Source organism: Micromonospora sp. B006 (genome assembly GCF_003408515.1).
Lineage (GTDB): Bacteria > Actinomycetota > Actinomycetes > Mycobacteriales > Micromonosporaceae > Micromonospora > Micromonospora echinospora_A.
On record NZ_CP030865.1, the window covers coordinates 6,412,940 to 6,425,459 of the forward strand.

The following is a 12,520-nucleotide window of genomic DNA, read 5'->3' on the forward strand; positions in this document are numbered from 1 at the left end:
GCCGTGAGTCGGCAGGTTCTCGTGGTGGGAGACCGCAAGGCGGGCTCCTATCCGACCATCGGCTCGGCGCTGTCCCGGGCCGAGCCCGGCGCCACCATCAACGTCCACCCCGGCCGGTACGTCGAGAAGCTGGTGGTCGGCGACCGGGTGACGATCAGCGCGGTCCAGCCCGGCACCGTCGAGGTGCACGTGGAGGAGGGCAGCGTCCTCGTCGTCCGCGGGGAGGGTGCCCAGTTGCGCGGCATCACGCTGGGCAGCGCCGACGCCACGCTGGCCGCCGTCGACGTGTACGCGGGCGAGGTGGCGCTGGACGACTGCCGGGTCAGCGGCGCCTCCTGGGTCACGCTGCTGGCGCGTATGCAGGGCACTGTGGCCCTGCGCGGCTGCGACGTGACCAGCTCGGCCGGCGCGGGCGTGGTGGTGATGTCGGCCGGGTCCAGCACGATCGAGGACACTGTCGTCCACGACGTCGCCACGAGCAGCGTCGTGGCGGGGGAGAGCAGCGCCCTGACCCTGCGCCGCTGCCGCCTGCGGACGGCCGGCGCGAACAGCGTCTGCGTGGGCGGCGACGCCCGGCTCACCGTCGAGCAGTGCGAGATCGCCGGGGCGGGCAAGCCGGCTCTCGTGGTCGAGCAGCGGGCCTGGGCCCGCATCCGCGGCCTGACCGTCACCGGAAGCGGGAACGTCGACGTCTTCGTCCGTGGCGAGGCCGACGTGCAGATCAGCGACTCGACGTTCACCGGCGCCGCGGTGCAGTCGGCGCACATCGCCGAGGGCGCGTCGCCGTCGTTCCGGAACTGCACGTTCGGCGGGGCCGGGCACACCGCCGTGCAGGTGCTCGGCGCCGGGCGGCCGACCTTCACCGACTGCACCGTCCTGGACTCGCCGGTCGGCGTCGCGGTCAGCGGCGGCGCTCCGCGCTTCCTCGGGCTGACGGTCCGGGGCACGCGGGAGCACGTCGCCGTGCTCACCGGTGAGTCGACGGTTGTCATGCAGCGGCTGCGGGCCGAGATCACCGCGGGCGCCGGGGTCCTGGTCCAGGACGGCGCCGCGCTGGAGGGCGCCGACCTGGCCGTCGACGCCGGGGACGCGACAGCGCTCATGCTGACCGGCCCCGCGCGGGCCGTCGTGCGGGAGGCCCGCTTCATCGGTACGGGGGCCGCCTGCGTGCGGGTGGGCCCCGGCGCCGACCTGACGCTGCGCGCGGCCCTGCTGCGGGGCTCCGGCGTACTCGTCGAGGGTGCTCTCCAGTTGGGCGACAGCGAGATCGCCGACGCGGCCCGGGACGGCCTGCGGGTGACCGGCTCGGCGACAGTCACCCAGGTCCGGGTGCGCGACGCCCGGGCGGACGGTGTGGTCTTCGAGGCGGGGTCCCGCGGGTCCGTCACCGACGGCGAAGTGCTCGGCAGTGGCGCGGCCGGCATCGGCGTGGACACCGAGGAGCCGGTCGCGCTCACCCGTTGCGTGGTGCGCGACAGCGGCGGCGAGGACGTGCGCCGGGCGCCCGGCGCCACGGTGACCGCCGAGGCGCTGACCGTGGGCCGTCAGCAGGCCACGCCGCCGCCGGTCCCCGGCCCGGTGCCCGTCCCGCCGGCCGGCGACGGCGGTACGGCGGAGGAGAGCGGCGGCGACGAGCTGAGCGAGCCGTTGCGCGAGTTGAACGGGCTGATCGGTCTGCGCGGGGTGAAGCAGGAGGTCACCGCGCTGATCAACCTGATCAAGATGTCGCAGGTGCGGCTCCAGATGGGCCTGCCGATGCCGCCGATGAGCCGGCACCTGGTCTTCGCCGGTCCGCCCGGTACGGGCAAGACCACAGTGGCCCGCCTCTACGGCTCCGTGCTCAAGGAACTGGGGATCCTGTCCAAGGGCCACATGGTCGAGGCGGCGCGGGCCGACCTGGTCGGCCAGTACATCGGCTCCACGGCTATCAAGACCACCGAGCTGGTGACCAAGGCGCTCGGCGGCGTGCTGTTCATCGACGAGGCGTACACGCTGTCCAGCGGCTCGGGCGGCTCGGGCCCGGACTTCGGGCAGGAGGCCATCGACGCGCTGATGAAGATGATGGAGGACCACCGCGACGAACTGGTGGTCATCGTCGCCGGGTACTCCGAGCTGATGGAGCAGTTCCTCGCCTCCAACCCCGGTATGGCGTCCCGCTTCACGCGCACCATCGAGTTCCCGAACTACTCGGTCGAGGAGCTCGTCACCATCACCTCGAACCTGGTCAGCAAGCACTACTACGAGCTGACCGACGACGCGGTGGACGCGCTGACCGCGTACTTCACCCGGGTGCCGAGGAACGCGACGTTCGGCAACGGCCGGGTCGCCCGCAAGCTGTTCGAGGCGCTGATCAACAATCAGGCGTCCCGGCTGGCGGCCAACCCGCCGACGAAGGACAACGAGCTGAACCGGCTCACCGCCGCCGATGTCGAGCCCGAGCTGGCGCTGCTGGAGGACCTGCCGGTCGAGCCCGGTGAGCAGCCGGACGCGGCGACCGACCCCACCGGCGCCATAAACGCGGCCCGTAGTTGGAAGCGGATCTGCGGGCTGGTCGGCGGGCAGCGGGTGAAGGAGGCGGCCGGGCAGACGCTGTTGCGGCTCTGCGAGGGACGCAACCGCCGGCGTGGCCCCGGCCGTACCGGAAACGTGCTGATCGGCGGCGCGGCCGGCAGCGGCCGGAGCGAGTACGCCCGGCTCTACGCGGCCTGCCTGTCGGAGCTGGGCCTGGTGCCGGTCGGCCAGCTGGTGCGGGTGAGCACGCGCCGGGAGCTGGCGCCGCAGTGGCCCGGCCAGGCGGCCAGCCTGGTGGCCGCGGTCCTCGACGACGCGGCCGGGGGTGTGCTCCAGCTCGACTACGTCGACGACGGGTCCGGTGCGGCGCCGGAGATCGCCGAGGCGCTCGTCACGCAGATGCGCTCCCGGCTCGGCGACCCGGTGGTGGTGCTGACCGGCGAGGAGCCGGCGCTGGCGAGCCTGCGGGCCGCGGTGCCCGCGGTGAACGAGGTGTTCGGCCAGCAGTGGTCGGTGCCCGAGTTCAGCACCGACGAGCTGGCCGAGATCGTGCTGCGGCATCTGGTGCGGCGGGGCCACGAGGTCCCGGACGACGTCCGGGAGGCGTTGGCCCGGTTGGCCGGTCAGCTGCCCGAGCGCACCGTCCACGCCGCACACCAGTTCTCGCTCACCCTGACCCGCCGCACCGGCTCCCGCACGCTCGCGCTCGCCGACCTGGCCGCGCCGCCGCCCCCGGTCGGCGAGCGTCTCGGTGGCCTGGCCGCCGTCGGCTGACCCCCCGCCCGTCGCAGACAGAAAGGCCCGGCATGCAGCCCGAATCCAAGCCGATCCCACCCTCGTTCCAGGAGTTCATGGCGAACGCGCAGCGGCTCGAGGACCAGATGCGCGCCGCGCAGACGGAGCTGGAGAAGGCGATCGTCACCGGCCGTTCCCAGGACGCGACGGTCGTGGTGATGGCCAGTGGCCTGGGCAAGGTCCAGGCCGTCCGGGTCGATCCCCGGGTATACGAGCAGCGTGACGCGGCGTCACTTCAAGCGGCGATCATGGAGGCGATCCAGGCCGCCGCCGCGAATGCCGGGAAGCTCGCCACGGAGAAGATGGGTCCCGTCGAAATCAATCTTCACTGACTGAAAAAAGTCTGACCAGCGCTTACGTGCCCATCTTCACGGGTTGCCGCGTCCTGCGGCGCCACTGTGGAGATTTCCTGAAGGGGTCTCCACGAGACTGTCAGCCCCTACTGACAGTGATGGAGATGGCTGTGGAGCAAGTTGCCGTCTTTGTGCACGCGCCGGACCCGCTGACCCACACCGGGCTGACCGCCCACCTCCGGTCGCGGTCGGACGTCACGCTGCTGGACAGCGCGGACCGGACCCGCGCGCAGGTGCTGATCGTCGCGGCGGACCGCCTCACCACCGACGTGATCGCCATGCTGCGCCTCGCCGCGACCGAGATCGGCGCGCCCGTCGTGCTGGTCACCACCGACATCAGCGAGCAGGAACTGCTGACCGCTGTGGAGTGCCGGGTGGTGGCGGTCCTGCCACGGGCGGCGGTCACCGCCGAACGCCTCGCGCACAGCGTGCTGGCGGCGGCCTCCGGCGGCGGGGTGCTGCCCCCGAACCTGGTGGGCGAGCTGCTCAAGCACATCGAACGGCTCCAGCGCGACGTGCTCAACCCGAACGGGCTGAACGCCTCGGGCCTCACCGCGCGCGAGATCGACGTGCTCCGGCTGATGGCCGAGGGCTTCGACACCAACGAGATCGCCGACGAGCTGCGCTACTCCGAACGTACGGTGAAGAACGTCATCTACGGCCTCAACCACCGCCTGAAGCTGCGCAACCGCTCACACGCGGTCGCCTACGCCCTGCGCTCCGGCATGATCTGAGGTGATCACCCGCCACACCGTCGGGAACGCTCTGGTGCTGCATCCCCGGGAGCGGATCAGCCCGGAGGCCCGTACGGTCGCGCTGTCGGTGGACCCGGATCCGGACAACGACATCGTGATCCTCGACCTGCAGCACGAGCTGCCCTTCGACGTCTGGGACACGGTCGCTACCGAGTTGCGCCGGCAGCGCCTGCGCCGGGGCATCCGGCTGGTGGTCTGCGGCGCGCGCCCGGAGACCGGGGCGCTCGCCGGCCAGTGGCTCTCCGACCGGCTGGGCCGGCCGGTGATCGCGCCGTTCGGGCGGATGATCCCGGGTGCTGCCGGGCTGCTCTTCGTGCACGGCACGGACCTCGGCGGCTGGGTCTGCTACCGGCGCGGCCGGGCGCCGGCCTGGCAGTCGAAGCGCTATCCGGCGCCGGCCTGGGACGGCGCCGCCACCGACCACCTCACCATCAGCTCCACCTGCGCCGCGGAGCCGCTGCCGGGTGGCGTCTGGCTGCGGGAGAGCCGCGACGACGCCGCGATCGCCGGGCACGGCAGCCGCCTGACCTCGGCCATGGCGTGCCTGCCGCACGCGATGCCGGTCCTGGTGGGCTGTCCCGGCACGGCCCCGCTGCGGCTCGACGACGTCGCCCGGTTCTGGCGTGGGCTCGCGCCGGAGGGCCGCGAGCACGCCCGCTTCATCCAGTACGGCCCGGTCGCGCTGCCCGACGGCGAGCAGTTCGGCCAGGCGCTCGCCGACGCGCTGGGCTGCTCGGTACGAGTCTTCACCGGGGTGCCCACCGGCCGGCCGGACGCCCCGGCCATGTTCACAGTCACCGCCGACGGCGAACCCGGCTGGCAGGTGTTCGCACAGGAACTGGCGTACGGTCCCCGGGCGGCGCTCGGGGCGGCGGCGACGCCGCGCATCCTCAGCCACCGCGCGCCCCCGGAACTCGGCGAGCCGGTCGGCCCCGGCGTCTACCAGTACGCCCACGACGCGGTGGTCGAGGTGATCCCGTCCGGCCTCTGGCTGCGTGGCCCGCAGCCGTCGCGTGACGCAGACCGGATCCGCGCCGTCCCGCTGGACCCGGCACAGGCCTGGCTGGTCGTGGACGACCCGGCGCCGGCGGTGGCCGACCGCCACCGGGAACTGGCCGGTGACCTGGCCGCGCGGCTCGACCCGGCCACCCGCGGGCGTACGGCGGTGCGGCCGTCCTCGCTCGTGGCGCCGGCACGCCCGCCGGCCCCGGCGTCCGCGACGCGGCGGCACGCGCCGGATCAGGTCCCCGTGCCCCCGGTTCCCGCCCCGCCGCCTGTCGACCTCACCGTGCCCGGTCCGGTCGCCGCGCCGGTGACCGCCGAGGTGCTCCTCCCCGCCGTGGCCGGAGCCCACGTGGCCCTTCCCGCAGTGGCCGGAGCGGACGCGAACTTCCCCGCCGTGGCCGGGGCGGGCGGCCGCGCGGGCAGTGGTGACGCGACCTGGGCGAGCGCTCCGACGATGGCGCTGCCGGTGTACCGCGCCACGGCGGCCCCCGCCCGCTTCCAGCGCACTCCCGTCGACGAGGCGAGGGGCGTGCGCCCCGGTCCCGACCTGGACGAGGAGCGGGCCTGGTTCCGCCGCGCGTTCCGGCACCAGATCGCCGCGCTCGCCGCCGACGTCGCCCGCGTGCTCGCGGCGCACCCGGCCCTGCCGGACGACGCGGACGCGGTGGAGTACGCGACAGCGGTCCGCCTCTACCTCACCTCGGCGGGGGACGGCGTCGACCAGGCACTGCGGTCAGCCGAGCCGGGTGGTCACGTGCCGTTCGCCAGGTGCGTGGCCGCCGGGACGCGCCCGCTGCCCGTGCACACCGGCGTCACGTACGCCACCGCCGCCGTGGCCGCGGCGGACCTGCGCCGGATCGCGCAGCGCCGGGTGCTGACCGACTGGGGGTTCACCAACGCGCTCGCCGAACCGCCGGCCGACCTGCCGGGCGACGTCGAGGTGCTGATCTGGTCGGCCACCGGGCGGCGCACGGGCGCGCTGGAGACCGGCGACGGCGTGCCCGGCCGCGTCCTCTTCCTGCCCGGCACGGCTTTCGCGGTGCTCCACGTGCGGGAGCCGGCCGCCGGTGCTCCCGGCCGGCTGCTGCTGCGTGAGCTGGCCGCCGGCGATGCGACGGCCGACGAGCGGGCGCGGCACGACGCCCTGGCCCTCGCCGCCCTGGACCGGCACGTCACGGGCGGCGCCGGCCCGGGTACGCCGGTCCCGCCGGCCGCGGCGCGCCGCTTCGTCGGCGTGCCCGGGCTGCGCTGAGCCGCCACCCGCGCGCGCCGCTACCCGCGCCCATCGCCGGCCGGGCAGGCCGCTGTCCGGGCATGCCGCCGCCACCCGCTCGGCGCTGCGCGGGCGTGCCGGGCGGCGTTGCGCGCTACCCGCCGAGGCCGTCCAGGAGGGCCGCGAGCGTCTCCCGCTGCTCCGGCGGGCACCGGCCGCTCGCCAGGGCCCGGCGGAACAGCTCGCGGGCCGGCTCCGGCGCCTGCCGGGACACCTCGTCGCCGTGCGCGACCAGCCAGCCCACCTGCCAGTCGTCGACCTCGGGTGGCCCGGCGAGGAGGTGTTCGGCGACTCGGACGGCGGCGCTGCCGTTGTCCGCGAGCGCCTGCGCCGCGTACCGGTGCAGGGTCGGCCGCAGCGCGGCGGGGATGCTCCCGGCGAGCGCCCGCCGCAGCACCGGCTGCCGGAACGCCAGCTCGCTGCCCGCCCCCACGAGGACGGTCGCGGCAACCGCCTCCTCCAGGTCGGCCATCAGGTCGAACGGCGTCCGCCCGGTGACCGCGGCGAGGTCGGCGACGGCGAACTCGTCGCCGAGCAGGGCCGCGTACCGCAGTGCCTCCCGGGTGCCGGGGGAGAGATGGTCGAGGCTGGCCCGCACGGTGTCCACGAGTGAGCGCGGCATGCCGTCGGCCCGCGCGTCGACCTCGGCGAACCCGTCGACCACCCGGACCCCGTCCTCCGCCACCAGACCGCTCACCAGCTCCCGCGCGTACAGCGGGTTGCCCCCGGTCAACGGCGCCAGCGACCGCAGCGTGGCGCCGGGCGGGACGCCCACCGCCGTGCCGAAGATCTGCTCGATGTCCGACCGCGGCAGGGGAGCGAGCCGCATCAGGTGCCCGTCGCGTGTCGCCACGCCCCGCCGCAGCCGGGCCAGGTCGCGGCGGCTGGGCTCGGGCCGGGTCGTCGCGACGAGCAGCAGCGGCAGCCACCGGGTCAGCGCGGCCAGCCGTTCCCAGGCCAGCAGGCTCGCCTCGTCGGCCCACTGGAGGCGCTCGACGGCCAGCACCAGCGGGCCGGCGGCGGTCAGCTGACGGACGTGCGCGAGCACCCGGTCGACGGCGGAGTCCGGGTCGTCGTGCGGCGCCGCCTCCTCGCCCAGCGCCGCGCGCATCACGTGCAGCGGGATGCGGCTGCTGAGTTCCTCGGCGACGCCGTGCACGACCCGCAGGCCGAGGGCCCGCGCCTCGTGCAGCGCCGTGTCCAGCAGCGCGGACTTGCCGATGCCGGGCTCGCCCTCGATCCACACGATCGCGCTGCGTCCCGCGCGCGCCTCACCGAGCAGGCCGCGCAGCAGCGCCAGCTCGCCGTCGCGTCCGACGAGGCGGCGACGCCCCCTTACGGCCGGCCGGGCGATCACGGCGGCGGCCGGGGTCGTGGGCGGCCCCGACTCGGTGAGAATCCGGCTCTGCAGCTCACGCATCGCCGTGCCGGGCTCGACGCCCAGTTCGTCGGCCAGCACCCGGCGCGCCGCGTGGTAGACGTCGAGCGCCTCGGTGCCGCGACCGGCCCGGTGCAACGCGCGCATCAGCAACTCGTGGAACGGCTCGTGCAGCGGGTGGTCGCGGACCAGGGCGGTCAGGTCGGCGATCGGGCTCTCGTCGCATCCACCGTCGAGGATCAGCCGGGCCCGCCGTTCCGCCGCGGCGATCCGCAGCTCCGCCAGGCGGTGCCGGTCGAGCTCCGCGAACAGCGCGGCCACGTTGGCGTACGCGTCGCCGTGCCACAGCGCGAGCGCCTCGTCGAGCAGCGCCACGGCCTCGCCGGGCCGGCCCGCGGCGGCCGGCGCCTCGGCCGCCTCGCACAGCGACACGAACCGGTCGGCGTCGAGCGCGCCCGGGTCGAGGCGCAGCGTGTAACCGGCCCGGCCGGACAGCAGCCGTCCGCCGGCCCGGCCCAGGCTGCGCCGCAGGCCGGAGACGTACGTGTAGACGTTGCCCGCCGCGGCGCCGGGCGCGGAGCCGCCCCACAGCGCCCGGATCAGCTCGCCACGGGTGACCGGCCGGTTGGCGTTCGCGGCGAGCATCGCGAACAGGGCACGCCGCCGGGCCGGTCCCAGGTCGATCTCGGCTTCGCCGTTCCAGGCGCGTACCGGCCCCAGAACGTTTACCCGCAGTTGCGTCACGAGCGGCCGACGACCGCCGGCCCGGCGCTGCGGGGCGGGCTGGAGCCGGCGATCCGGCTCATCTCGGCGCGCGTCGCGGCGTCCGCGGTGTGCGCCGACACCCAGGTCGCCTCGGCCCGGGCCGGAAGGCCGCAGCGGTGCAGCACCCGGGCCAGCTGCGCGGTGAGCACCTCGCGGGACGACGCGGAGAGGCCGGGCGAGGCGACGGCGTGCCGCAGCACCGCGATGGCGGGCGCGGGAGCGGCGTCGCTCAGCTGCGCGGCGTGGGCGGTCAGCCAACCCTGCACCCAGGCGTCGACCGGCACCGGCCCGGCCAGCAGCTGGCCGGCGACCCGGCCGAGGTCGCCGCCGGCCTCGGCGATCCGCTGCGCGAACTGCCTGTGCATCAGCACCCGCAGCGCGGTCGGGATCGCGCCGCGCAGCACCCGGCGGATCACCGGGTGCCGGAACCGCAGGCGACGGCCGTCCTCGACGAGCACCCCGGCGGCGAGCGCCTCCTCCACAGCCGGAACGAGCTGCGGCGCCGACCTGCCGGTGACCGCGGCGAGGTCGGTGACCAGGTAGTTGTTTCCCAGGAACGCGATCGCCCGCAGCAGCTGCCGGGTGTCGTCGGCAAGCGGTTGCAGGTGCCGGTTGACGGCTTCGGTCAGCTCGGGCCCGGGCGTGTCGGCGGTCCGGCCGTCGCGGTCGGCGAGCACGAGCTGGCGGAGGTAGAACGGATTGCCGGCGGCGGCCGCGACGAGCGCGCGTACGGTGTCCGCACCCGGGCCGGGCGGACGGGCCCAGGAACGCGCCAGTCGGGTCGCCGTGTCGTCGTCCAGCGGCCCGAGTTCGACGAGCGCGGTGCCGTTGCGGGGCAGCACCCTGCGCAGGAGACGCACCTCGTACCCGGCGGGCACCGGGCGGCAGGCGGAGACGAGCAGCAACGGCAGCCGCTCGGTGAGGTTGTGCAGCGCGTGCCAGACGAGCAGCGACATGTCGTCGGCCCACTGGAGGTCGTCCAGGACCAGCAGCAGTGGCCGCTCGGCGCAGCGCGCCACCACGAACCGCTGGACCGTGTCGACGACAGTCATGGTCGGTGGCGCCCCGCCGGAGCAGGCGTGCAGCGAGGCGGGCAGGCCGCCGTCGTCGCCCAGCGACAGGCACTCCAGCACGATGCTCAGCGGCATCCGGTACGCCAGCTCGTCGCCGACGCCCCAGCCGACCTGGACGCCGAGCGGAGCCGCGTCGCGCAGTCCCTCGGCGAGTAGCGCCGACTTGCCGATGCCCGCCTCGCCGCTGATCCAGAGGCTGCCCCCGCGCCCGGCCGTGAGCGCGGTGACAGCCTGCCGCAGCCGGGCCAGCGCAGCCCTACGCCCCTGGAAGCCGGGATGCGGGGGCGGCGCCGGGCTGTGTCCGCGCGTCACCGTGGGATTCGTGCCGAGTATCTGTTCGTGGATCCGGCGGACGGCGGCGCCGGGCTCGGTGCCCGACTCCTCCACCAGACGGTCCCGCAGCGTGGCGTAGAGCGCGCGGGCGTCGGCGGTGCGGCCCTGCGCGGCGAGCGCCCGCATGGCCACCGCGTACAGGCTCTCCCGGCCGGGGTGGCGGTCGGCGAGCGCGAGCAGGCGGTCGACGACCTCGGCGGCGCGCCCGAGGCCCAGCAGCAACTCCGCGCGCCGCTCCACCGACGTCAGGTACAGCTCGCCGAGCCGGATCCGCTGGCTGGCCGCCCGGGGCCCGGGCACGCCCACCAGCGCCTCGTCGCCCCGCCACTGGGCGAGCGCGGCGTCGAGCGCGGCCAGCTCGCCGGCCACGTCACCGGCGGCGCGCGGCGTGCGGGCGCGTTCGCGCAGCCGCTCGAAACGGTGGACGTCGACGGTGTCCGCCGCGACGTGCAGGCGGTAACTGCCACCCTCGGACGTGAGCACGCCGCCGGAGGACCAGCGGCCGCGATCGGGTTCGAGCACCCGGCGCAGCGCGGAGACGTACGTGTAGAGGTTGCCCTGCGCGCTGGCCGGCGGCCGGTCGCCCCAGACGGCGGCGATCAGCTCGTCCTTGGACAGGCCGCGCTGCGGGGTGAGGGCCAGCGCGGTGAAGACGGCCCGGCGCTGGGCCGACCGCATCGTCAGTTCCTGCCCGGCGAACGTGACCCGGAGGGGGCCCAGCAAGCGGATGTCGAAGCCACTGCACTGTGCCGTCATGCCGTCCTCGTGGTGACCCTGTCCCGGTGACAACCATCCGGGCGGAACCCTAGCTCACCCATCCATTATGTCAACTTCGTCGGCATGGCCTGAAGCCTTGCCGCACATGGCTTTCCGGTGCGCTCACCGGTCGGTGAAGGCCCCTGCAGATCGCGCTAGCAGGGGCCTTCCGGCGGTGGGCTCGCACCGGCTGCGACGGCGGCCCGGCGACCGCTCGGTGCCCGGCGAGACGTTCCTCACCTCCCGGCGGGCGGACGCGGCCGGTCGCCGCCGTGTCAGTCGTGTCTCAGCTTCCGGCGCACGTGACGGTGGCGCCGCTGCCGTTGCCGGCGCCCTGGAATCCGAAGGTGGTGCTCTGGCCCGCGCCGACTCGCCCGTTGTAGCTCTGGTTCGCCACGGTGACGGTTCCGCTGGTTCCGCTGGGCACGCCGTTCCACAGCGAGCTGATCGATGCTCCGCCCGGCAGGGTGAGCGTCACGCGCCAGCCGGTCAGCGCCGTGTTGCCCGCGGTGACGGTGACGGTGGCGACGAACCCGCCGTTCCACTGGTCCTGGACCACGTAGGCGGCCGAACAGGACGGGCCGCCGCCGGGCGGCGGCGTGGTGGGCGGGGGAGTCGTGGGTGGCGGCGTCGTGGGCGGAGGGGTGGTGGGCGGAGGGGTGGTGGGCGGCGGGTCGCCGTCGAGCGTCAGGTTCTTCTGCTGGACCGTCCACTGGGTACGGCACAGGCCGCAGTCCGGGCCGACGAAGTTGGCTCCGGCGCTCACGTCGCCCTTCAGGCGCCATTTCAGGTAGAGCACCGCCACCCGGCCGAACTCGCCGCCGTTGGGCTGGTCGTAGGTGCCGCCGTGCCCGACGTTGAGGTTGCCCATGAACGCGGGCAGCCCGGACGGCAGCTTGCCCCAGTCGTCCATGGCGTTGGGGTAGGCGATGTCGCTGGGCCCGCCGACGAAGTAGGCGATGGGCTTGGTCAGCCTGCGCAACTGGTAGTCGTCGGCGTCGTTGAGCAGCCCGCTGCTGAAGATGCCGGTCGTGGTGACGCGCGGGTCGTTGGAGACGGCGTACGCCTCCAGGCCGCCGCAGGAGAAGCCGGCGACGGCGATCTTCGTGGTGTCGAGCCGGTTGTAGTACTTGCTGCCCGACCGGGAGTTCTCCGCCACCGCCCAGTCGATGGACTGGGTGAGCATCTGGGCGTTTGTGGAGCCGGAGCCGTTCGGCGCGCCGTTGGCGATGGCGAGGAAGCCGTGGGAGGCGATCTCGCGGAGGAAGTTGCCCTGGGACAGGCCGTTGGCCGAGCACGCGCCGTTGCCCCACACCAGGACGGGTAGGCGTTCGGACGGGAGTGTCTGGGGCCGGAAGATGGTGTGGTTGGCCAGGGTGGACGAGGTTTCGTAGTCGGCGGGGTAGGGGCCGGAGCCGCCGATCGCGGCGCCGGCGGGCGTCGCGCCGAACGCCATGATCACGGAAGCGGCCGAAACGACGGCGGCCGCCAGTCCCGCGTAGATGCTCGATCTCCTTCGCATG

7 protein-coding genes are annotated in these 12,520 nt (G+C 74.8%); 4 read left to right on the forward strand and 3 right to left on the reverse strand.

Annotated elements, in window-relative coordinates; genetic code table 11:
* Nucleotides 1–3: 3 nt before the first annotated feature.
* The 4 genes from MicB006_RS28685 to MicB006_RS28700 all read left to right on the forward strand — a co-directional run bounded on the left by MicB006_RS28685 (nucleotide 4) and on the right by MicB006_RS28700 (nucleotide 6,671).
* Nucleotides 4–3,285, forward strand: coding sequence for a right-handed parallel beta-helix repeat-containing protein (locus MicB006_RS28685; RefSeq protein WP_225980553.1), 3,282 nt, complete (start codon nucleotides 4–6; stop codon nucleotides 3,283–3,285).
* A gap of 53 nt (nucleotides 3,286–3,338) precedes the next feature.
* Entirely contained in the window at nucleotides 3,339–3,638 is a 300-nt protein-coding gene (locus MicB006_RS28690; protein WP_370013514.1) for a YbaB/EbfC family nucleoid-associated protein, read from the forward strand.
* 119 nt (nucleotides 3,639–3,757) lie between these two features.
* Complete coding sequence (locus MicB006_RS28695; RefSeq protein WP_184685237.1) at nucleotides 3,758–4,393, forward strand: response regulator transcription factor; 636 nt, start codon at nucleotides 3,758–3,760, stop codon at nucleotides 4,391–4,393.
* A gap of 1 nt (nucleotide 4,394) precedes the next feature.
* A complete protein-coding gene (locus tag MicB006_RS28700) occupies nucleotides 4,395–6,671 on the forward strand; it encodes a hypothetical protein (protein WP_116510300.1) in 2,277 nt (758 codons plus the stop codon).
* Between the two features lie 115 nt (nucleotides 6,672–6,786).
* On the opposite strand, the gene MicB006_RS28705 is transcribed toward MicB006_RS28700, so the two are convergent.
* The 3 genes from MicB006_RS28705 to MicB006_RS28715 form a co-directional block, all read right to left on the reverse strand.
* Nucleotides 6,787–8,814 carry a BTAD domain-containing putative transcriptional regulator gene (locus MicB006_RS28705; RefSeq protein WP_116510302.1) on the reverse strand — a complete coding sequence of 676 codons (2,028 nt, stop codon included), beginning with the start codon at nucleotides 8,812–8,814 and terminating at the stop codon, nucleotides 6,787–6,789.
* Entirely contained in the window at nucleotides 8,811–10,997 is a 2,187-nt protein-coding gene (locus tag MicB006_RS28710) for a BTAD domain-containing putative transcriptional regulator (RefSeq protein ID WP_116510304.1), read from the reverse strand. Before MicB006_RS28710 ends, MicB006_RS28705 begins: the two co-directional genes overlap by 4 nt.
* Before the next feature lie 286 nt (nucleotides 10,998–11,283).
* Nucleotides 11,284–12,519 carry a cellulose binding domain-containing protein gene (locus tag MicB006_RS28715; protein WP_073829911.1) on the reverse strand — a complete coding sequence of 412 codons (1,236 nt, stop codon included), beginning with the start codon at nucleotides 12,517–12,519 and terminating at the stop codon, nucleotides 11,284–11,286.
* Nucleotide 12,520: the final 1 nt, after the last annotated feature.